Genomic DNA, 21,345 nt, shown 5'->3' on the forward strand with positions numbered 1-21,345 from the left:
GGCGTACCGAGAACTGGCGTCGTGCCGCGCACGTGGCGCGTCAGTTCAACGAAGCGGGGCTGCTGACGCTGGCCGCGTTCGTTGCGCCGAGTGCCGAAGGTCGCGAGCAGGCCAAGGAACTGATCGGCAAGGATCGCTTGCTGACGGTCTATGTGCAGGCGTCGCCGACCGTGTGCGCCGAACGTGATCCGCAAGGTCTGTACGCCGCTGGCGGCGACAACATCCCGGGCGAATCCTTCCCGTACGATGTGCCGCTCAATGCCGACCTGGTGATCGACACGCAGTCGCTGAGCCTGGAAGAAAGCGTCAAGCAAGTGCTGGAGCTGTTGCGTCAGCGTGGCGCAATCTAAGGTAGAAGCAGCGACAGGCTTCTAGCTGCAAGCGGCAAGAAAAAGCCCGCCGGTGAGTGATCATCGGCGGGTTTTTTATTTCAGAGCGCTGCAATTAAAACTGTGGGAGCGAGCCTGCTCGCGAAAGCTTTATCTCATTCAACATCTTTGTATGCTGATCCACCGCTTTCGCGAGCAGGCTCGCTCCCACAGGGGGTTATTGGTGACCTGGAAATTCGCGGTGCATCTGCTCCAGCAACGCATCCTTGTCCAGCCACAGCTGATTGATCCAGCCCTGGAACTGCAATCGATACTCGCCGTCCTGATCGTAGTTCTTGCCGATGAAGGCCGGCGGGATTTTGATTTCTTCAAAATGCACCACCACATCGCGCACATTGCCGCAGAGCAAATCCCAGAACCCCGGACGCCCGGCCGGATAATGAATCGTCACATTGACGATTGATTCCAGCTGTTCGCCCATCGCATCGAGCACAAAGGCGATCCCGCCGGCCTTGGGCTTGAGCAGGTACTTGAACGGTGACTGCTGCTGCGCATGCTTGCCTGCGGTGAAGCGTGTGCCTTCGACGAAGTTGAAAATTCCCACCGGGTTATGCCGGAATTTCGCGCAGGTCTTGCGCGTGGTTTCTAAGTCCTTGCCTTTCTTCTCCGGGTGTTTTTCCAGGTACGCCTTGGAGTAGCGCTTCATGAACGGAAAGCCCAGCGCCCACCAGGCCAGGCCAATCACCGGCACCCAGATCAGCTCCTGCTTGAGGAAGAATTTCAGCGGTTGGATCTTGCGGTTGAGCACGTATTGCAGCACCAGAATATCCACCCAGCTCTGGTGGTTGCTGGTGATCAGGTACGAGTGCTGATAGTCGAGACCTTGCAGGCCGCTGAGGTGCCAGCGGGTGCGCCGTACCAGATTCATCCAGCCCTTGTTGTTGCTGATCCACGCCTCGTGGGTGTGGCTCATCAGCCAACCGGCGATGCGCTGGGTAAAGGCAAACGGCAAAGCCTTGACCAGCGCCACGCAGAACAGGAACGAGCACAGCAGAATCGTATTGAGCGCCAACAGCAGCGAGGCGATTACGCCGCGCACGGGTGCGGGTAGAAAATCCAGCATTTACACATCCATAGGTCGGTTGGCGGCTTGAATTGCGGTGAGCGCGATGGTGTAGACGATGTCATCGACTTGCGCGCCGCGCGGCAGGTCGTTCACCGGTTTGCGCAGGCCTTGCAGCATCGGCCCGAGGCTGACGCAATCGGCGCTGCGCTGCACGGCTTTGTGCGTGGTGTTGCCGGTGTTCAGATCGGGGAACACAAACACCGTGGCGCGCCCGGCGACCTGACTGTTCGGCGCCAGTTGCCGCGCCACGTCGGCGTTGGCGGCAGCGTCGTACTGCAACGGGCCGTCGATCAACAGCGAGTTTTGTTGCTCATGGGCGAGCAGAGTTGCCTCGCGGACTTTCTCGACTTCTTCACCGCGCGCCGATTCGCCGCTGGAGTAGCTGATCATCGCCACCCGTGGGGTAATGCCGAATGCGGCCGCCGAGTCAGCGCTTTGCAGGGCGATCTCGGCCAGTTCCGCGGCGCTCGGGTGCGGGTTCATCACGCAGTCGCCGTAGACCAGCACTTCTTCCGGAAAAAGCATGAAGAACACCGACGACACCAGCGTGCAGCCCGGTGCGGTCTTGATCAGTTGCAAGGCCGGGCGGATGGTGTTGGCGGTGGTGTTGATTACCCCGGAGACCAGGCCGTCGACCTCGTCCAGCGCAAGCATCATGGTGCCGATCACCACCGTGTCTTCCAGTTGCTGCTCAGCCATCGGAGCGTTGAGGCTTTTGCTCTTGCGCAGAGCGACCATCGGCTCGACGTAACGCTCGCGGATGTGGTCCGGGTCAAGGATTTCCAGACCCGGCGGCAGCACGATGCCTTGGGCGCGGGCGACCGCTTCGACGTCTTCGGGTTTGGCCAATAGCACGCAGCGGGCGATCCCGCGTTCCTGACAGATCGCCGCCGCTTGCACGGTGAACGGCTCGCTGCCTTCGGGCAGCACGATGCGCTTGTTCGCCGCTTGCGCGCGCTGGATCAATTGATAGCGGAACACTGCCGGCGACAGGCGCATCTCCCGAGGCGTACCGCAGCGCTGGTGCAGCCAGTTGGCGTCGAGGTGGCTGGCGACGAAATCGGTGATGATCTCCGCGCGCTCGCGGTCATCGATCGGGATTTCCTTGTTCAGGCCATTGAGCAGATTGGCGGTGTCGTACGAGCCGGTGCTCACCGACAACACCGGCAAACCGGCCTGCAACGCGCCCCGGCACAGGTCCATGATGCGCGGGTCGGGCAGGGTGTCGCTGGTCAGCAGCAGGCCGGCCAGCGGCACACCGTTGATCGCCGCAAGGCTGACGGCGAGGATGATGTCGTCGCGATCGCCCGGCGTCACCACCAGCACGCCGGGCTTGAGCAGCTCGACGGTGTTGCGCATGGTTCGTGCGCAAATGATGATTTTGCTCATGCGCCGGGTTTCGTAGTCGCCCGCGTTGAGCACTTGCGCGCCCATCAGGTCGGCGACGTCGCGGGTGCGCGGCGCATTGAGTTCCGGCTGAAACGGGATGCAGCCAAGCAAGCGGAAATCACCGCTGCGCAGCAACGGCGAATGTTCCTTCAGACGCGTGGCGAAGGCGTCCATGCTCTCGTCGGTCTTGACCTTGTTGAGGATCACCCCGAGGACCTTCGGATCCTTCGGGCCGCCGAACAATTGAGCCTGAAGCTCGACACGGCCAGAAAGCTCGGCGAGCACTTCGTTTTCCGGCGCCGAGACCAGAATCACCTCGGCATCCAGGCTCTTGGCCAGGTGCAGATTGACCCGCGCGGCGTAACTGGCGCTGCGGGTCGGCACCATGCCTTCTACCACCAGCACGTCTTTGCCGACCGCCGCTTGCTGATACAGGGCGATGATTTCTTCGAGCAATTCGTCGAGCTGACCGTCGCCGAGCATGCGTTCGACGTGCGCCAGCCCCAACGGCTGCGGCGGTTTCAGGCCATGGGTGCGCGCCACCAGTTCGGTGGAACGCTCAGGGCCAGTGTCGCCCGGATGTGGCTGGGCGATCGGTTTGAAGAAGCCGACTTTGAGACCGGCGCGTTCAAGCGTGCGCACCAGCCCGAGGCTGATGGAGGTCAGACCCACGCCAAAATCGGTGGGGGCGATAAAAAAAGTTTGCATGGGAATTCTCTATGCAAGGGTGTCAGCCTATGTCTGGCCGACTACCGAAATTCAGTCGCCAAGGTTAGCGCTAACCGAGCCTTGTGCACACCAACCGCAGGCAAAGGGTTGACCTGTTTTTTCAATACGTTGCGCCGGATCCAGGACCCAGGCGCGGGTTTGCCACGGCGGCTGGTGGCGCAGGTGCTGGGTGTGGCCACAGGAAAGCTCGACCACCCAATGGCCATCTTCGTCCTGATGGAAGCCGGTGATGGTCGAAACCCGTTTGTCCGGGTTGTGGTCGCTTTCACGCGATTGCTTCGCTAAACTTGGCCTTTCTATATTCTTATGCAAAAGGTCTCGCCCCATGCTGATCGCCGCCAATAAGGCTGTCTCCATCGACTATACCCTGACCAACGACGCTGGTGAGGTCATCGACAGCTCCGCCGGCGGCGCTCCGCTGGTTTACCTGCAAGGCGCAGGCAACATCATCCCGGGCCTGGAAAAAGCCCTTGAAGGCAAAGCTGTCGGCGACGAGCTGAAAGTAGCCGTTGAGCCGGAAGACGCTTACGGCGAATACGCCGCCGAGCTGGTCAGCACCCTGAGCCGCAGCATGTTCGAAGGCGTTGACGAGCTGGAAGTCGGCATGCAGTTCCACGCTTCGGCGCCGGACGGCCAGATGCAGATCGTCACCATCCGTGATCTGGACGGCGACGACGTCACCGTTGATGGCAACCACCCTCTGGCCGGTCAGCGCCTGAACTTCGAAGTGAAGATCGTTGATATCCGTGACGCCAGCCAGGAAGAAATCGCTCATGGTCACGTCCATGGCGAAGGTGGCCATCACCACTGATTTTCTGCGCTAAGCTTCGAGTACTGGAGAGGCGCCTGTGGGCGCCTTTTTAGTCCGCGGCTGTCCTTGGTGGCCTCGCCAAGTGGCTGTTTCGAGTAGAACACGAGAATCCTGGAGTTCGGCATGAGTGCTTTTCACGACCTTAAGTTGACAGCCCTGGATGGTCAGGAGCTACCGCTGGCGCCGTTCAAGGGCCAAGTCGTGCTGGTGGTCAACGTGGCCTCCAAATGCGGCTTGACCCCTCAGTACGCGGCACTGGAAAACCTCTACCAGCAATACAAAGATAAAGGCTTTGCTGTGCTGGGCCTGCCGTGCAACCAGTTTGCCGGTCAGGAGCCAGGCTCGGAGAAAGAAATCCAGGAGTTTTGCAGCCTCAACTATGGCGTGACCTTTCCGTTGTCGAGCAAGCTCGAAGTCAATGGCCACGAGCGGCATCAGTTGTATCGCCTGCTGGCGGGCGAGGGCGCCGAGTTTCCCGGTGACATCACCTGGAACTTCGAAAAGTTTCTGCTCGGCAAGGATGGCCGGGTGCTGGCGCGGTTCTCGCCGCGCACCGCGCCGGATGATCCGACAGTGATTGCCGCGATCGAAAAAGCCTTAGCCTGAATCAGAAAATCGCAGCATTGAGCTGCGATTTTTTTTGCCTGCCTTTTGACCCTTAATCATTCAGATCAATAGTGCTGTCACGCAAAGGACGTGGCGGATATTATCGCCGTCATATCGATTCATGCCTGTCGCCAACGTTTTCGTGGAGCCTCTCGATGCCTGTTCAAGCCCTGTTCAAACCGTTCCATCTCGGTGCCCTCGAACTGCCGACCCGCGTGGTCATGGCGCCAATGACCCGTTCGTTTTCGCCGGGCGGTGTGCCGAATTCCAAAGTCATTGAGTACTACCGTCGTCGTGCGGCCGCCGGGGTTGGTTTGATCATCACCGAAGGCACCACCGTCGGCCACATCGCGTCCAATGGCTATCCTAACGTGCCGCAATTTTTCGGTGATGCGCCGCTGGCCGGCTGGAAAAAAGTTGTCGACGCCGTGCACGCCGAGGGCGGCAAGATCGTCCCGCAACTGTGGCACGTCGGCAGCGTACGCCGCCTCGGCACCGAGCCGGACGCCAGCGTGCCGGGCTACGGTCCATCGGAAAAACTCAAGGATGGTCAGGTCGTGGTGCACGGCATGACCAAACAGGACATTCAGGACGTGATCGCCGCGTTCGCCCAGGCCGCCAAAGATGCGCAAAGCATCGGCATGGACGGTGTGGAAATCCATGGCGCCCACGGCTATCTGATCGACCAGTTCTTCTGGGAAGGCAGCAACCAGCGCAGCGACGAATACGGTGGCAGCCTGGCCAACCGTTCGCGTTTTGCCATCGAATTGATTCAAGCAGTGCGCGCAGCCGTCGGTGAGGGTTTCCCGATCATCTTCCGCTTCTCGCAATGGAAGCAGCAGGATTACACCGCGCGTCTGGTACAAACCCCCGAAGCGCTGGGCGAGTTTCTCAAGCCGCTGTCAGACGCTGGCGTGGACATTTTCCATTGCTCGACCCGACGCTTCTGGGAGCCGGAGTTCGACGGCTCGGATCTGAACCTCGCTGGCTGGACCCGCAAGCTGACCGGCAAACCGACCATCACCGTGGGCAGCGTCGGCCTGGACGGCGAGTTCTTGCAGTTCATGGTCAACACCGACAAGGTCGCGCAACCGGCCAGCCTGGAAAACCTGCTGGAGCGTCTGAACAAAGAAGAGTTCGACCTGGTAGCGGTGGGCCGTGCGCTGCTGGTCGATCCGGACTGGGCGCAGAAAGTCCGTGAAGGGCGTGAGCAGGACATTCTGCCGTTCAGTCGTGAGGCGTTGATGACCCTGGTCTAAGCTGCGCCAGTTCGAACCATTCGCGAACAGGCTCACTCCCACCTTCGACCGCATTCCATCTGAAAGAATGCAGTACCCATGTGGGAGCGAGCCTGCTCGCGAAAGCTGTTTCTAAGTCGCCGAAAATCTAAGGTTGTGTCTGCGCCCCAGGCACCACCAGCTCCCCCACACAAGCCCCACGCAAATAACCCTCGAACTGCTCGATAATCGCCGCCCAGCCCTGGCGACTGCCATGCTGCCGCGCATTCAGCCGCACACAGCGCAACCGCTCATCCTCCTCCAGTAACCACGCCGCCGCTTCGCAAAACGCCTGCTCATCGCCGGGCATGGCTGACACGCCGTTGTAGCCGTGGCGAATATGCTGCGCCGCGGCTGCCTGATCATAGGCAACGACGCCGAGTCCCGAAGCCAGGGCTTCCAGCACCACATTGCCGAAGGTTTCGGTCAGGCTGGGAAATACGAACAGATCTCCTGAGGCGTAGTGCGCCGCCAGGGCTTCTCCCCGCTGCGCGCCGCAGAAGATCGCCTCCGGCAGTTCTTTTTCCAGCGCCGAACGCTGCGGGCCATCTCCGACCACGATCAGCTTCAGATGGCGCTGTGGATAAGTTTCGCGCAGACCTTCAAAGCAGTGTTTGAGCAGGCCCAGATTTTTCTCCGGGGCGAGCCTTCCTACGTGGATGACCGCGATATCCGTCTCAGAGAGTCCCCATTGCTCACGCAACGCGGTCTGACGTTTGCTCGGATGAAACAACTGGCTGTCCACACCCCGCGACAACAACGCCAGCCGCTCGAAATGCCGCCGCTCCAGTTCCAGGCGCTGACTGACGCTCGGCACCAGAGTCATTGCCGAACGATTGTGAAACCAGCGCAGGTAATGAGTGAGCATCCGCGTCAGCAGACCGAGGCCGTACTGGCTGGTGTATTGCTGGAAGTTGGTGTGAAAACCGCTCACCACCGCAATCCCCAGGCGCCGTGCGGCGCGCAGTGCCGACAACCCGAGCGGGCCTTCCGTGGCGATGTACAGCACATCCGGCCGCTGGCGTTTCCAGCGGCGCAGCAGTTTATGCATCGACGACTGGCCCCATTGCAGTCCCGGATAGCCCGGTAGTGGCCATCCGCGACACAGCAACAGTGCATCGTCTTCGCTGCGTTGCGGATCGGTGGCCTGGCGCGGGCGCACGAGCTCTACCTGATGCCCACGTGTGCGCAAACCCTCGCACAAGCGGCCAAGGGTATTGGCCACGCCGTTGATTTCCGGTGGGAAGGTTTCGCTGATGAGGGTGATATGTAGAGCTGTCGTCATGACCTCAGTGTCGGCTGAGGCCATGTCGAGCTTGTTACGGTCGGATGATGGATTTGTGACGCGATCAGTGTTGGATCACCAGATTTTCGGCACCACGCTCGCGCACCCAGAACAACGTCGCCCCGGCTACCGCCGCCGGCATCATCAGGATGTTGACCACCGGAATCAGCAGCACCAGATAGACGATCCCGCCAAAACTCATGCTCTGCCAGCGCTTCTGCCGCAGCCAGGCCAGCATCTCGTTCCAGCCCAGTTTGTGGTTGTCCGCCGGGTAGTCGATGTACTGGATGGCCATCATCCACACGCCGAATAGCAGCCATAACGGCGCGGCGACGATATTTACCACCGGGATGAACGACAGGATGAACAGGCCGATGGCGCGCGGCAGGAAGTAGCCGAGCTTGCGCATTTCCCGGGTGAGGGTGCGCGGGATCATCGCGATCAGTTCGCCCCAGCTGAACGCCGGGAAATCATCAGTGCCGCGCACCACCACTTCGACTTTTTCCGCAAGGAAGCCGTTGAACGGTGCGGCAATGATGTTGGCGAGCATGGTGAAGGTGAAAAACACCATCAAGGCCACTAGGACCACGAACAATGGCCAGAGGATATAGCTGAGGAAACTCAGCCATTCAGGCAACGACGGCATCAGCGTGTCGACCCACAGGCTGAACTGGTGGCCGGCCAGATAGATCAATCCGACGAACAGCACCAGATTGATCGCCAGCGGCAACAACACGAACAGGCGCAGGCCAGGGCTCAGGACCAGTTTGAGGCCTTCGCGCAGGTATTGCGGGCCGGACAGAACAGGGGCGGGCATAAGGTGCTCCGAAGCAAGGGAAAACGCGCCGACGTTACCGGCTTTGCCCTAGCGGCGAAAGCGCGGCAGAGCAATCGACATTCACTGTAACAAAGAGGTCTATCTCGTCAGCGTCTCGGCATAGAGACCACCTATGAGCTGGATTGTTAAACCGTATTTCCTTAATCTTGCCCCCCTCGATACGCTGCACCCAACTTTTTACAGGACTGTCGAGTTCAAGCCTTCCCCAAGGTGTCCACGGTCCTTTTTTATTCCGCCGGCCGTCCGGCGTCCGCGCCAGATTTTTCATGGCCGGCCAACAGGAGCAGATTCATGTCTGAAGTCCGTCATTCGCGAGTGATCATTCTCGGTTCCGGCCCCGCCGGCTACAGCGCTGCGGTCTACGCGGCCCGCGCCAACCTCAAGCCACTGCTGATCACCGGTATGCAGGCCGGCGGTCAACTGACTACCACCACCGAAGTCGACAACTGGCCGGGTGATGTTCATGGTCTGACCGGCCCGGTGCTGATGGAGCGCATGCGCGAGCACGCCGAGCGTTTCGAGACCGAGATCGTATTCGATCACATCAACGCCGTGGACTTCGCTGCCAAGCCGTACACCCTGACCGGCGACAGCGCCGTCTATACCTGCGATGCATTGATCATCGCCACCGGTGCCAGCGCCCGCTACCTGGGCCTACCGTCGGAAGAAGCGTTCATGGGCAAAGGCGTGTCGGCCTGCGCGACCTGCGACGGTTTCTTCTACCGCAACAAGCCGGTCGCTGTGGTTGGCGGTGGCAACACCGCTGTCGAAGAAGCGCTGTACCTGGCCAACATCGCCAGCACCGTGACTCTGATTCACCGTCGCGAAACCTTCCGCGCCGAGAAGATCCTGATCGACAAGCTCAACGCCCGTGTGGCTGAAGGCAAGATCATTCTCAAGTTGAACGCCAACCTGGACGAAGTCCTCGGCGACAACATGGGCGTCACCGGTGCGCGTCTGCGCAATAACGATGGCAGCTTCGACGAAATCAAAGTCGACGGCGTGTTCATCGCCATCGGCCACACCCCGAACACTTCGCTGTTCGAAGGCCAGTTGACCCTGAAAGACGGTTACCTGGTTGTGCAGGGCGGCCGCGAAGGCAATGCGACGGCCACCAGCGTCGAAGGCATCTTCGCTGCCGGTGACGTGGCTGACCACGTTTACCGTCAGGCCATCACCTCGGCCGGCGCCGGCTGCATGGCGGCACTGGACACCGAGCGCTACCTGGACGGCCTGCAGAACGCCACGTTCTAAGACCGCAGGGCACAAAAAAAACCGGCCAGAGATTGGCCGGTTTTTTTGTGCACGCTCTTCCTGCTCCAACGCAATTCGATCGTTCCCACGCTCTGCGTGGGAATGCAGCCCGAGACGCTCTGCGTCCCAAAGCGGACGCAGAGCGTCCAATGAGGCATTCCCACGCGGAGCGTGGGAACGATCCGAATCCCGTTGTTAGCGACGGGTCAGGGGTTGTGCGGTGAATTCAACCCCGGCCAGGCCGTGCTTGATCAACGCGCGGATATTGCTGTGATCGCTGCCCTCAGGCGTCGCCAGCACCGAACGGTAATGCTCGCCGAACGCCAGCAGCGCTTCTTCATCACTCAGACCCTCAAGCAATGCCAGGCCCAGTGTCTTGCACGAACCTTCGTTCTGCCCGGCAGCGTTTTCCACGCCGCCGTTGTTGAATGCTTGCGGCTGGTAGTCGTAACCGGCGGCGATGAACGCCAGGGTGTCGGCGAAAACATGCTCGCCACTCTTGAGCCTGGCGCGCAGGGTGTTCAGATCAGTCATTGGGTTTTCCTTTGGCAAACGCCGCTTGTTGTTCGGCGCTGGCTTCTTGCTGGTATTGGGCTTTCCACTCGGCGTAGGGCATGCCATACACCACTTCGCGGGCGTCATCGAGGCTGACCTCGATCTGGCGTTGATCGGCTTCGGCCTTGTACCACTTCGACAGGCAGTTGCGGCAGAACCCGGCAAGGTTCATCAGGTCGATGTTCTGCACGTCCTTGCGGCTGTCGAGGTGGGCGACCAGTCGGCGAAAGGCGGCGGCTTCGAGTTCCAGGCGTTGTTGATCAGTCATGGGGGTCTCTTCGAGACAGCTTTGAGCGGCAAGCTTCAAGCTGCAAGATGGGTGTCTGTGAGCAAAGTTTACAGCTTGCGGCTTGAGGCTTGAAGCTAGCGACTCGCCGCGAGCGTAATCGATACCGACTCGGCGAAGCGCAGGGCGTGCGGTTTGTCGACTTCGACTTCGGCGTACAGCACCGATGCATTGGTCATCACCAGGTCGAGCAATTCCTGGGTCAGGCGTTCGAGCAGGGCGAAGCGGTTACCTTCGACGTGGGCGATGATCGCTTTGGTGATGGTGCGGTAATTCAGCGCGTGGTCGATGTCGTTGTCACGCACCGCCTCCTGCGCCGCGTACAGAATGGTCAGGTTGATCAGCACATCCTGCTTGTTGAGGATTTCGTCCTCGTTGATGCCGATAAAGGTGCGCAGGCGCAGATCCTTGACCCGGATGCGCGCCATCCCCGGTTGAAGTTGTGGCATTGATTTGCTCCGTCCAGTCTATTGCAGGCGTTCTGGTGGATCTTACTCGACTCGCGGCCGAAGCGGGACGGCCTATTTGACGTGCCGTCCACCGTTGACGGTGAGGGTCGTGCCGGTGACATAGGGATTGTCGAGCAGATAGCGCAGGCTCTGATAGATCACCTCGCTGCCGGGCTCGATACCCAACGCGGACTTGGCCAACGCCTTGGCGCGGTACGCCGCGTCATCGTCTGGGTTGAACAATAACAGCGCCGGGGCGATGCCGTTGACCTTGATGGCCGGCGCAAAGCGCGCGGCAAACGACAGGGTCAGACTGTCGAGCCCGGCCTTGCTGGCGCAATAACCGATGTGCTTGCTGCTGCCTTTGCGGGTGACATCGTCGCTGATGTGGATGATGTCGGCAGGCGTCGAGCGCTGCAGCAACTCGGCGCAGTGCAGGTTGATCAGGTAAGGCGCGAGCATGTGAATGTTGAACATGCGATTGAAGGCTTGTGCTTCGCTGCCCTGGGTTTCCGCCAGCCATTCGGAGGCGTTGTGCACGACGGCGCGCAAGCTGTCGGTGTGGGCTTTCAGCGCGTCGATGAAGGCAAGAATCCCGGCCTCGCTGGAAAAGTCCGCGAACAGCGCTGTCGCGCCAAGATCGCGAAGTGCCTGCACGCCCGGTCGCTCGGTGCGGTAAGTGAAAATCAGCGGGTGGCCGTCCTCGATCAAGCGCTGCGCGCAGTGCAAGCCGACACGCTGGCCGGCGCCGGTGATGAGGATCGGGGCTGCGGAATCTGGCATGGGCGGCTCGCATCGCGGTTGAAGCGAAAACTATAACAGGCTCGCCGCCCGCAGCAGATCAGCGATTTTGCGCCGACGGTGTGGCCGCCAGTGGCCGGGTCGGCGTGCTGTTCAACCAGTTCGCCAGCAGGCGCGTCGACAACGGGATGAAGAAATACACCATCAGCGGCGTCAGGCACGCCGTGCCGATCAATATCCGCGGCAACAGGCTCAACTCAGCCAGCAGCGGGCCGAGGATAAAGTTGAAAATCAGCGACACCGGGAAAAACGCGAGCCAGATCGCCACGGCCTGTTTCCAGCGCGGTGGGCGTTGCCCGGCAGCACCAAACCAGCCTTCAATGCCGCTGACCCGGTGCTCCTTGGGATGTTCGAACAAATCGCTGCCGCGGTTCAGCCAGGCGGTACGCGACGCCGAGTATTCCCAAGCATGCAGGGTCTGCTCATCGACAAAGCGAAAGATGATCTGGAATTCGTTGTCACCGGGCGGTGGCGCAAGGACGCCGGAACCCAGGTAGCCGGGGAAGTCGGTGGCCAGTTGTTCGCCTTCGCGCAACCATGCAATGAGATCGTGATAGCGGCCATCAGCGACGCGACGCGCTACCATCAACGTAACGGGGGAAGTAGACATTTTGTATCTCCGTATTTCGAGCGCGTCGTTCCGGGTAGGAGCTTCGCCTGACGCAGGCCGGGGTAGAGGCCTGCGCTTTACAACAAGCAAGGATTATTCCTGATTTTGTCGATTAAACCAGCCATATTCGTCGCAGATCACTACTTGAAGGTTTCCAGTCCATCATGTTTAAAATGGGATCCAATAAACCGACATGGAAGTTGACCGCCAGATGCCTGTAATCACGGATACTCGCCCGGCCTCAACAGCACCCGGCACGCTCGAACGCGAAGAGCTGTTCCCCATCCGCGAAGTGGCGCGCCTCACCGGCGTCAATCCGGTGACCCTGCGGGCCTGGGAGCGTCGCTACGGATTGATCCAGCCGACCCGCACCGAAAGCGGGCATCGTTTGTATTCCATGAACGATATCGAGCGTGTTCGCAGCATCGTCGACTGGATCGATCGCGGCGTGGCCGTGAGCAAAGTCGGCAAGATCCTGGCGAAAACAGAGCCTCTGAAGGTGCTGGCAAACTTTATCCCCGATGATCATGTGCAGGCCGATTACAAGCAATGGCAGGAGCAGGTTCAGCAGGCGGTCAGTGAGTTCGACGATCAGCAGCTGGATCGCGTCTACGGACAGATTTTCTCGTCGTACACGCTGCCAGTGGTGTTCGAAGCCATCATCATGCCGTTGTGGCGGCAATTGCTGCAGCGCCAGGACGCTTTCGGGCAAACCAGCGAATGGTTGTTTCTCGACGGATTCCTCAGGGCGCGCGTGCTGCAGCGCATCGTCATGCTGCGGGGGGCTCAACCGCGCCGGGTGGTCGTCAGTGCGCTTGCGGGGCAATGCAGAGAGCTTGAGTTGCTGGTCGCGGCGCTGTTTCTCAGTGGCAACGATTCTGGCGTGCGGGTGCTGACCACGGGCCAGCCTTTCGATGAATTGACGCTGGTCTGCGAAAAGGTCAAGCCTGACGCGCTTGTGCTGTTTTCAAACCATGCCCCCGGTCCGGAGCTGCCCCGGCGCCTGAATCGTCTGGCACTGAGTCTGGATTGCCAATTAATGTTGGCCGGCGATGCCTCGGAACTGGCCGAAGACAGCCTGGCCGGTTCATCGGTGGCATGCCTGGGAAATGAGGGCGCGACAATGCGTCAACGCATGAAGCAATTCATGGCAGGCAAACTGGATACCTGAAACTCAGGCGTGAAGGGCGGGGTGGGTCAGGCGATGCTGTTGCAGGATGAACTGGCGCAAGCGCTCGGTTTCGTCGGCATCGGTCTGGCTCAGTTCGTAGGCGAAGAAACCTTGCTCGGTCTCACGCTCGAAATGGCCGCGCAACGAAATGCGCTCATAACCGGAAGGGCTGAACCACAGGGCGAAATGTTTCGGTGGTTTGGTCTTGTTGCGCACTTCCAGCAACACACCTTTGTGCGATACCTCGTGTACCCACAGCGTGCCGGGCTGGCCTTTGGCGTTTTCCAGCGCCACCGGCTCTTCCAGTACCAGGCGCCATGGGCGCACCATCGGGCCGTCTTCGTAGATGCTCGGCACACCGAGACGCAGATGCAGCGCGTGGAACTCGTCTTCCACCAGATGCAGCGGGAAAGTCATCTGTTGATTTTCGAAGTTGGCCTGGATCGTCACCTGCTCGTGAGCAGCCAGACGTGTCAGCAGGTCACGGATCTGCGAGCCACCATTAACCAGCAGACTCGACGTTGCATCCCGCACGTTAAGTTGCGGGTTGTGCTGCATGGTCTGGATGAAATCCAGCTCGTCCTGGGTGAGGAGGGCGTCGCGCTGCATGGCTAACTCGAAGTGAATAGTTACAAAGTCATTGGTGATTGTAGTTAATGACCATCAGTTCGCGGTTTTGTTTGCGCCGTTCGTCGCTTTCAACGCCGCTAGCTCGCTTTGCAGCGCCGCCACTTGTGCTTCCAGCTGCACAACCCGCTGCTGCGCCTTGACCTGAAGCGTTACATCTTTTTGCACGCCGATGAAATAAGTCTGCCCGTCATCGGCATTTTTTATCGTCGACAATGACAATTCGTTCCAGAACGGCGTGCCATCCTTGCGATAGTTGCGCAGGATCTCCCGGCAGGAACCGCCTTCACGCAATGTCTCGCGAATCAGCTGCAGACTTGGTTGATCACGGTCTCCAGCCTGCAAAAAACGACAGTCCTGGTAGAGGATCTCCTCACTGCTATAACCGGTCATGCGCTCGAAGGCAGGGTTGACGTAAATAAGGATGTTGTCCTGCTCGCCTTCCTTTTCAGCGACCACGATTCCGTCATTCGACGCATTAATCACCATTTGCAGCAGGCTGGCGTTGATCATCCGAGAATCCCTTCCGTTATGTCAGTGGCAGGCATTCTAGAAGAAAGCCGCGGACTGTCTATAGGCCAGCAGCTTGCATTGAGAGCCAATCGCAACTTCGCGGCGTGGGGCTGTTACTATCGCGGCTCTTTTTTTCAGTTTCAGGATCAGATTGATGAAAGTCGCCATCCTCTCCGGTTCGGTCTACGGCACCGCCGAAGAAGTCGCCCGCCACGCCCAGAACCTGCTGAAAGCCGCCGGCTTTGAAACCTTCTACAACTCGCGCGCCGCGTTGGCCGATATTCAGGCGTTCGGTCCCGAGGCCCTTCTCGCTGTGACTTCGACCACTGGCATGGGCGAGCTGCCGGACAACCTGCAACCGTTGTATTCGACCCTGCGCGATCAGTTGCCTGCTTCGTTGCGCGGCCTGCCCGGCGCGGTGATCGCCCTCGGTGATGCCAGCTACGGCGACACCTTCTGCGGCGGTGGCGAGCAGATGCGCGAACTGTTTGCCGAACTGGGGGTAAACGAGGTTCAGGAAATGCTGCGCATCGACGCCAGCGAAAGCGTCACGCCGGAAACCGATGCCGAGCCGTGGCTGGCGCAGTTGATTGAAGCGCTCAAGGGCTGATCGCGGGCAATAATCGCTGCACCTTCTAAGCGTTGTTGCATTGCAACGGATCCAGGCTGTTTGCCCGGCTGACTCGTTCAGTCATCAAGCTGGCTGCCAATGCAACTACGCGATGCCCTGCGCCTGACTAGACTGCTGACACGAGCAGAACAAGAAGAACGCAGAGGTGCATACAGTGAGCGTAGCCCCCGTCCAATCGTCGCCGAACGTCAAAGATCAGGTCAGCGCTGCCGAGTGGCAGACCCGCGTCGATCTTGCCGCCTGTTACCGTCTGGTCGCGCTGCACGGCTGGGACGATCTGATCTTCACGCATATCTCGGCCAAGGTGCCCGGCACCGAAGATTTCCTGATCAATCCGTTTGGCCTGATGTTTCATGAGATCACCGCTTCGAGCCTGGTGAAAGTCGATCAGGCCGGCAACAAACTCATGGACAGCCCGTACGAGATCAACCCCGCCGGTTACACCATTCACAGCGCCGTCCACGAAGTGCGCCACGATGTGGTTTGCGTGCTGCATACGCACACTGCGTCAGGCGTTGCGGTGTCGGCGCAAAGGCAGGGGGTGCTGCCGATCAGTCAACAGTCACTGTTTGTGTTGTCGAGCCTGGCCTATCACGCCTACGAGGGCGTGGCCCTGAGTCATGAAGAAAAGGCGCGCCTGCAAGCCGACCTCGGCGACAACAGTTTCCTCATGCTGCACAACCACGGTCTGCTCACCTGCGGCGGCACGATCGCCGACACTTTTCTGATGATGTTCACCTTCCAGCGAGCCTGCGACATTCAGGTCATGGCGCAGACGGGAGGGGCCGAACTGATCGCTATCGAACCGCAGATTCTCGCCGGCGCCAAGGCAATGATTGCCGGCGTCACCAAAAGCGCTCAAGGCATGGGCGGCGCGCTGGCGTGGCCGGCGCTGCTGCGCAAACTCGACCTGCAGGATCCGGGGTATAAATTCTAATGCCGCTCGCCGAGATTCCTCTGAGTGTCTGGCGCAAGCGCAGCCGGACATTCGTTTTTCATGGCCAGTCGATCCGCTACTGGACAGTCGGGCAGGGTGAACCGTTGCTGTTGATTCACGGTTTCCCCACTGCCAGTTGGGATTGGCATTACCTGTGGCAGCCACTGGCGCAGCGTTATCAGGTGATCGCCTGCGACATGCTCGGTTTCGGCGATTCGGCAAAACCGCGCAATCACACCTATAGCCTGCTGGAACAGGCCGATCTGCAACAGGCACTGCTCGCGCATCTGCAGGTTGAACAAGCGGTGCACATCCTCGCTCACGACTACGGCGACAGCGTCGCTCAGGAACTGCTCGCGCGGCATTACGAAAAACGCATCGAAGTTGCCAGTTGCGTATTCCTTAATGGCGGTCTGTTTCCGGAAACCCATCGTCCGCTGCTGATGCAGAAACTGCTGCTCAGCCCGATTGGCTGGCTGCTCGGCCGCGCCTTCAGTCGTGAGGCGCTGGTCAAAGGTTTCCGGCAGATCTTCGGCGCGCAGACCCAGCCCACTGAAAGCGAACTGGATGATTACTGGAGCCTGGTCGAAAGCAACCATGGCCCGCGCATCCTGCATAAATTGATCACTTACATCCCCGAGCGCCGGGTGCAACGTGAGCGCTGGGTGACGGCCATGCAGCAGGGTGACATTCCCTTGCGGGTGATCGATGGCGCATTTGACCCGATCTCCGGCGTGCACATGGTCGAGCGATATCGCGAACTGATCCCTGATGCAGACACCGTGCTCTTACCCGGCATCGGCCACTATCCGCAAACCGAGGTGCCGGCGCTGGTGCTCAAGCACTATCTGGCGTTTCGCGATCGTCTGGTATTGCCTCCGCGCAAAGTGGCTTACTCCTGATTCTCGCCGAGAGCACGGGCTCTCGGCGTCCTGACACTCGATCATCCCTCAGCCTTATCGCGCACCATTCAGCCGCAGCCGTGTTCGTTGTGACCCAAAGCGCCGTGCCTGACACTCGGGGCAATATCCCTTGGCCTGCTGGAGTTGCCGCGATGAATGAACCTGTGCGTTTCGAAGATAAAGTCGTGATTGTCACCGGCGCCGGTGGCGGCCTCGGGCGTGCCCATGCGCTGCTGTTCGCCAGGCACGGCGCCAAAGTGCTGGTCAACGATCTCGGTGGCTCGACGCAGGGCGAGGGCGCCAATGCTTCGGCTGCCGACCGCGTAGTGGCGGAAATCCGCGAGGCCGGCGGTATTGCCGAAGCCAACCACGACTCGGTGACTGACGGCGACAAACTGGTACAGAACGCCCTCGATGCCTTCGGCCGCGTCGACGTCGTGGTGAACAACGCCGGGATCCTGCGCGACAAGTCATTTCACAAGATGGACGACGCCGACTGGGATCTGGTCTATCGCGTCCACGTCGAAGGCGCCTACAAAGTTACCCGTGCCGCCTGGCCGCATTTGCGCGAGCAAAACTACGGCCGCGTGATTTTCACTGCGTCGACTTCTGGCATTTACGGCAATTTCGGTCAGTCCAACTACGGCATGGCCAAACTCGGGCTGTACGGGTTGACCCGAACGCTGGCGATCGAAGGGCGCAAGAACAACATTCTGGTCAACGCCATCGCCCCGACCGGCGGCACGCGCATGACCGAGGGCCTGATCCCGCCGCAAGTATTCGAGCAACTGAAGCCGGAACTGGTCAGCCCGCTGGTGGTGTATCTGGCCAGCGAGCAATGCCAGGAAACGTCCGGCCTGTTCGAAGTCGGCGGCGGCTGGATGGGCAAGGTGCGCTGGGAACGCAGCCTCGGTGCCGGCTTCGATCCGCGCGAAGGGTTCTCGCCAGAGGATGTGGCGGCGCACTGGCAGCAGATTTGTGATTTCGAAGGCGCGGCGCATCCGAAGGACAATATTGAAGCATTGAAGGAAATGATGGCGAATTTGCAGAAGTATTCGATTTGAGTGAAGAGGCCACCAGGCTCAGGCTTGGTGGCCTCGTGAATTCATGAGTATCTACGTTCAGTAATAAACTTCGGCGCCTTCCAATTTGGTCCCTTGATTGGAATTGGACCATCACCATTTGCCAGCACGCCTTCTTTGAAAAGTTGTGCATATGTCGTTAATAGCTCGCCGCTCGCGATAAGCTCGAATTTATATCGCCCAATCATTCTATCCAAGGATGGGTATGCCATGCCGATGCCGAAAGCCGTCAGTACATCAGCAATTGGTTCGTGCTTGAGAATTTCTTCGATAGGAATCACTGGCCTGTTCCTTTAAGCAGTTGTTCATATATGCGTTGCATTTGCTTGTTTCCCGCCCGCAGCGCGTCAGGTGAATAAAGGACATGATCCTCGCTTCCGAGCTTGAAGTCCTCCAGCGTGGCGGTATGGGCATTATTCCAGGCGGGAGATCCGTTTTCGGGCTTGAAGTCATCGCTAAGTCCCATTGCTCGAAATCTTTCCAGTTCACGAATCTCATGGGTGTAATAACGTAAGTCCGTATCAGTAAGCTCCCAGTGGCCGCTTAAGATCTTTTCCAGCCGCTGAATCATGATGTCGTTGGCGTCTGATTGATCGAGCCGACCGATGTGCAGTTTTACCAAGTCTATACCTGACTTTGTAATAACCGCCGTACGCCAATCCAGATCGAGAATCGCTCCTCCCGCCGCCTCTGGATTGAAGTAGCGGCCGCTGTATTTGCCTCTGACTGAAGCTCCTTCATAGGGATTGCTGAACACCACATACAGCGGTGCAATCCCGGAGTCATCAGGGAATACGATAATGAATCTCTCCCAGCCTTCGACGAGGATCGGGTTCAGGTCCAGTCGCCCTTCAAGCGGAAGAATCGGAGCCCCCGAGTACGCGGATGGTCTTTTCCCAAAGATGGGCAATTCAGTCGAGCTGTCTTGCGGTGAAATGGCGGGCGTCCATGTCAGGAAGTCAGTGGGAGAATCCGGTAACGCGACTTCATAAACATCATTGAGCGAGTCATACGCCGCATTCAGGACAGGGATGCTTGAGCGAATACGAAAGTCATCGTTGGTCGCAGCAAAGATTTGTACACCGGCATCGATTTGCCGGGCGCCCAAGCCGATATGCATCTCAAATATGCCCCGTTGATCGGCAATTTCACGCAATGCTCCCGCGGGCTCCGACGATAATTCAGCAAGTGGAACGCTCACCACAAACCGCTCGCCGTTGCCCAAGCGTGATGGCATGAGCAGCGCCGCAAATCCGACCAATGCCGGACTGCTCAACAGCGCGGGGCCGCCCGCTTCGAGTGTATGCAGGGCGGTACGCAGCGCTGCGAGAATTGACGAGGATTTTTCCGGACTCAGTACAGCAGCGACTGACGCAAATGAAAAAGCCGGACCAGTCGTTGCCTGCGCGCCGGATGCGGGAAATTCACGCTGAGTTTCGGGTGTTTCCACCCGCTGATCGCGCGATTGCTTTTCGCGTTCAGCCTGGAGGTTCTCTCTCTGGCGCTGAGCCTCTGCCAGTGCTTCCAACTGAGCGCGCTCCGCTGCCTGCTGTCGTTGCGCAGCTCGCGCCGCAAGCCTTGCTTGTTCTGACTCCAGACGCCTTGCTTCTGTCCTTGCCGCCTGTTGAATGCGCGCACGGATTCGTTGTCGCTTGGCCTCGGCGACTGCCATTTGGCGCTTTTGCTCGGCATCTGTTTGCGCTACCTGCTCCCGGCGCATCGCTTCGGCAATGTCACGCTGGCGCTGTTGCTCAGCGGCAATGCGGGCACGTTCTGCAGCTTGGCGTTGCGCCTCTGCCGCTGCCGCCTGGGCCTGTTCCTGGGCTTGTACGGTGGCCAGCCAATTGAGTACGCCAGCCTGTTGCTGGTTGAGCAGCGCCAATGTCTGGCCCAGCAGCCGCGCTTCGTGGGCGGCCCGAAAGGACTCGCTCCACAACGCTCTGCTGCGGACCGCTGCGCCATGCGCGCGCCGATTGGCCGATGCCTGATTCAGGTAATCCTTGAAGGTTTTTCCCAGTGGATCGCTGCCATAAAAGCGGTTGGCGATGGCAGTCTGCCGTTGAAACTCGGCGCTCTTGCGTTGAATCAAGGTGTTCCTGACGCCCACTTCGCGGGCCAGTGCTGCGGCCGGTGGCAGAGGATTGGTCGGTCCTTCCAGCCTGGTCGCCGCCAGTTCGACCTCAATGGTTTGGGGAATAGAGGCGGTTCTTGCGTTGAATTCCTCTTCCACCGCGACTTGCGTTTCATGCATCAATTCACGCGTCTGCGGATTGGCGCCGGCAGGGCCGAACATGCCGCTGTAGGAGTAATTCATGTCGCGTTCTTTGAATGGTTCGAAGCCATCAGGACCGGACTCCCTGATATGTACTGGATCCAGTTCTAAAGGTGGAGGCTTTGGCATATTCATGTCCTTTTGAATGTGCGTTTTCACTCGCTCGAAAAGTGCGCACGGGTGGCGATGACGTCCGTGTCACCAGCGAATGGTTGAGGTGTTTCAAGTTACCTCAGAGTGGCGGTAATCAAATCCGAGAAGCCCGTCAGTAACAGGGCGTTATGTCGAAAGGGTTTTCACGGGTTTTTATCGATGCAGAGGGTATTCATCCGAGCTTCGAAGAAATGTCTGACGCGCTGATCGGAAGCGTTACCGAACCGCTATCCAGCCTTTTTAAACGCCCATAAAAAAGGCCGCTGCAAACGCAGCGGCCAAGGTAAGACGTTGGATCAAGGAGCTACAAATCAACGTCAGTGAACAGCGGGGCGGTAAACCGAAAACATCGATTTATCCAGAATCTGTAGCCAGTCGCTCGCGATTCAGCGTAGCGGGCTTCGCGCTTTGCGGCGTGTGCCGGGAAAGCGCGCTCAGAATAAGGTCTCAAGCCTGTAGGAAAAATACCGATTCCAGACATGCACTGTTACGGGGCGCGCAACAGTGAGGTGCCCATGAATGGCGCTGATGATGCGCCATCCAGCCAACCCATGAACCTCTCAAGGCCCCGCCGCGCAAGGCCATTCATCCTTTCGAGCGACAACGCAAATACCTCCTTGGTGCGCTTATCGACCGCAGCGACCGGCAGTAGGGTGGGGCCTTCTGTCACTCACCGGGGAAGACGCATGACAAAAACAACAATGCGCGCCAT

General features: G+C 59.4%; 24 protein-coding genes. 10 read left to right on the top strand and 14 right to left on the bottom strand.

Features of this window, described 5'->3' with window-relative positions:
- Positions 1–350: adenylyl-sulfate kinase (locus D8U71_RS03580; protein WP_130887175.1), on the top strand; the 350-nt coding region annotated here is incomplete at its 5' end.
- 196 nt (positions 351–546) lie between these two features.
- Here D8U71_RS03580 and D8U71_RS03585 read toward each other — a convergent pair.
- Genes D8U71_RS03585 through D8U71_RS03595 form a run of 3 tightly spaced genes read right to left on the bottom strand, consistent with a single transcriptional unit; the run spans position 547 to position 3,930 of the window.
- Positions 547–1,452, bottom strand: coding sequence for an acyltransferase (locus D8U71_RS03585; protein WP_125927120.1), 906 nt, complete (start codon positions 1,450–1,452; stop codon positions 547–549).
- Entirely contained in the window at positions 1,453–3,552 is a 2,100-nt protein-coding gene (gene pta, locus D8U71_RS03590) for a phosphate acetyltransferase (protein ID WP_024011632.1), read from the bottom strand.
- 51 nt (positions 3,553–3,603) lie between these two features.
- Positions 3,604–3,930, bottom strand: coding sequence for a DUF3565 domain-containing protein (locus D8U71_RS03595; RefSeq protein ID WP_073473919.1), 327 nt, complete (start codon positions 3,928–3,930; stop codon positions 3,604–3,606).
- Here D8U71_RS03595 and D8U71_RS03600 point away from each other — a divergent pair.
- The 3 genes from D8U71_RS03600 (at position 3,899) to D8U71_RS03610 (ending at position 6,249) form a co-directional block, all read left to right on the top strand.
- A complete protein-coding gene (locus D8U71_RS03600; RefSeq protein WP_016771661.1) occupies positions 3,899–4,384 on the top strand; it encodes a peptidylprolyl isomerase in 486 nt (161 codons plus the stop codon). The two genes, D8U71_RS03595 and D8U71_RS03600, sit on opposite strands and share 32 nt — an antisense overlap.
- A 123-nt stretch (positions 4,385–4,507) precedes the next feature.
- Positions 4,508–4,990 (top strand): glutathione peroxidase, encoded by a 483-nt coding sequence (locus tag D8U71_RS03605; protein ID WP_016771660.1) that lies wholly within the window; start codon positions 4,508–4,510, stop codon positions 4,988–4,990.
- 155 nt (positions 4,991–5,145) lie between these two features.
- Positions 5,146–6,249 (top strand): NADH:flavin oxidoreductase, encoded by a 1,104-nt coding sequence (locus tag D8U71_RS03610; protein WP_122508236.1) that lies wholly within the window; start codon positions 5,146–5,148, stop codon positions 6,247–6,249.
- Between the two features lie 127 nt (positions 6,250–6,376).
- Here D8U71_RS03610 and D8U71_RS03615 read toward each other — a convergent pair whose 3' ends face one another.
- Together D8U71_RS03615 and cysZ are read right to left on the bottom strand one after the other, a co-directional pair.
- Positions 6,377–7,576 carry a glycosyltransferase family 1 protein gene (locus tag D8U71_RS03615; RefSeq protein WP_130887176.1) on the bottom strand — a complete coding sequence of 400 codons (1,200 nt, stop codon included), beginning with the start codon at positions 7,574–7,576 and terminating at the stop codon, positions 6,377–6,379.
- Between the two features lie 40 nt (positions 7,577–7,616).
- Complete coding sequence (gene cysZ / locus D8U71_RS03620; protein WP_130887177.1) at positions 7,617–8,369, bottom strand: sulfate transporter CysZ; 753 nt, start codon at positions 8,367–8,369, stop codon at positions 7,617–7,619.
- Between the two features lie 312 nt (positions 8,370–8,681).
- On the opposite strand from cysZ, the gene trxB reads away from it, so the two are divergent.
- Positions 8,682–9,644, top strand: coding sequence for a thioredoxin-disulfide reductase (gene trxB, locus D8U71_RS03630; RefSeq protein WP_016771656.1), 963 nt, complete (start codon positions 8,682–8,684; stop codon positions 9,642–9,644).
- A gap of 195 nt (positions 9,645–9,839) precedes the next feature.
- Here trxB and D8U71_RS03635 read toward each other — a convergent pair whose 3' ends face one another.
- The 5 genes from D8U71_RS03635 to D8U71_RS03655 all read right to left on the bottom strand — a co-directional run bounded on the left by D8U71_RS03635 (position 9,840) and on the right by D8U71_RS03655 (position 12,345).
- Positions 9,840–10,178 (bottom strand): HopJ type III effector protein, encoded by a 339-nt coding sequence (locus D8U71_RS03635; protein WP_122881963.1) that lies wholly within the window; start codon positions 10,176–10,178, stop codon positions 9,840–9,842.
- Positions 10,171–10,467 carry a DUF1244 domain-containing protein gene (locus D8U71_RS03640; protein WP_056782977.1) on the bottom strand — a complete coding sequence of 99 codons (297 nt, stop codon included), beginning with the start codon at positions 10,465–10,467 and terminating at the stop codon, positions 10,171–10,173. Before D8U71_RS03640 ends, D8U71_RS03635 begins: the two co-directional genes overlap by 8 nt.
- A gap of 95 nt (positions 10,468–10,562) precedes the next feature.
- Entirely contained in the window at positions 10,563–10,934 is a 372-nt protein-coding gene (gene folX, locus D8U71_RS03645; protein WP_016771653.1) for a dihydroneopterin triphosphate 2'-epimerase, read from the bottom strand.
- Positions 10,935–11,006: 72 nt separating this feature from the next.
- A complete protein-coding gene (gene folM, locus D8U71_RS03650; protein WP_110600284.1) occupies positions 11,007–11,717 on the bottom strand; it encodes a dihydromonapterin reductase in 711 nt (236 codons plus the stop codon).
- A gap of 58 nt (positions 11,718–11,775) precedes the next feature.
- Positions 11,776–12,345, bottom strand: a complete 570-nt coding sequence (locus tag D8U71_RS03655; RefSeq protein WP_073473745.1) for an antibiotic biosynthesis monooxygenase — start codon at positions 12,343–12,345, stop codon at positions 11,776–11,778.
- Positions 12,346–12,556: 211 nt separating this feature from the next.
- Here D8U71_RS03655 and D8U71_RS03660 point away from each other — a divergent pair, with 211 nt between their 5' ends.
- Positions 12,557–13,516 carry a MerR family transcriptional regulator gene (locus D8U71_RS03660; RefSeq protein WP_038861127.1) on the top strand — a complete coding sequence of 320 codons (960 nt, stop codon included), beginning with the start codon at positions 12,557–12,559 and terminating at the stop codon, positions 13,514–13,516.
- Between the two features lie 3 nt (positions 13,517–13,519).
- Here the strand turns inward: D8U71_RS03660 and D8U71_RS03665 are convergent, their stop codons facing one another.
- Both D8U71_RS03665 and D8U71_RS03670 read right to left on the bottom strand, forming a co-directional pair.
- Positions 13,520–14,125, bottom strand: coding sequence for a hypothetical protein (locus D8U71_RS03665; RefSeq protein WP_024011639.1), 606 nt, complete (start codon positions 14,123–14,125; stop codon positions 13,520–13,522).
- A 54-nt stretch (positions 14,126–14,179) separates the two neighbouring features.
- Entirely contained in the window at positions 14,180–14,656 is a 477-nt protein-coding gene (locus D8U71_RS03670) for a PAS domain-containing protein (protein ID WP_125927124.1), read from the bottom strand.
- A gap of 154 nt (positions 14,657–14,810) precedes the next feature.
- On the opposite strand from D8U71_RS03670, the gene D8U71_RS03675 reads away from it, so the two are divergent.
- The 4 genes from D8U71_RS03675 (at position 14,811) to D8U71_RS03690 (ending at position 18,190) form a co-directional block, all read left to right on the top strand.
- Positions 14,811–15,266, top strand: coding sequence for a flavodoxin (locus D8U71_RS03675; protein WP_110646375.1), 456 nt, complete (start codon positions 14,811–14,813; stop codon positions 15,264–15,266).
- Between the two features lie 175 nt (positions 15,267–15,441).
- Positions 15,442–16,224 carry a class II aldolase/adducin family protein gene (locus D8U71_RS03680; RefSeq protein ID WP_130887178.1) on the top strand — a complete coding sequence of 261 codons (783 nt, stop codon included), beginning with the start codon at positions 15,442–15,444 and terminating at the stop codon, positions 16,222–16,224.
- Positions 16,224–17,126, top strand: a complete 903-nt coding sequence (locus D8U71_RS03685; protein WP_130887179.1) for an alpha/beta hydrolase — start codon at positions 16,224–16,226, stop codon at positions 17,124–17,126. The genes D8U71_RS03680 and D8U71_RS03685 overlap by 1 nt, the downstream gene beginning before the upstream one ends.
- Before the next feature lie 152 nt (positions 17,127–17,278).
- Positions 17,279–18,190 (top strand): SDR family oxidoreductase, encoded by a 912-nt coding sequence (locus tag D8U71_RS03690; protein ID WP_024011644.1) that lies wholly within the window; start codon positions 17,279–17,281, stop codon positions 18,188–18,190.
- Between the two features lie 41 nt (positions 18,191–18,231).
- Here the strand turns inward: D8U71_RS03690 and D8U71_RS03695 are convergent, their stop codons facing one another.
- Positions 18,232–18,489: an immunity protein gene (locus D8U71_RS03695; protein ID WP_122508245.1), complete on the bottom strand. Its 258-nt coding sequence runs from the start codon at positions 18,487–18,489 to the stop codon at positions 18,232–18,234.
- Positions 18,486–20,522, bottom strand: a complete 2,037-nt coding sequence (locus tag D8U71_RS03700) for an S-type pyocin domain-containing protein (protein ID WP_241664196.1) — start codon at positions 20,520–20,522, stop codon at positions 18,486–18,488. The genes D8U71_RS03695 and D8U71_RS03700 overlap by 4 nt, the downstream gene beginning before the upstream one ends.
- Positions 20,523–21,345 lie beyond the last annotated feature (823 nt).

Source organism: Pseudomonas sp. Sample_21, from assembly GCF_004307525.1.
In the GTDB taxonomy this organism is placed as follows: Bacteria; Pseudomonadota; Gammaproteobacteria; order Pseudomonadales; family Pseudomonadaceae; genus Aquipseudomonas; species Aquipseudomonas atacamensis.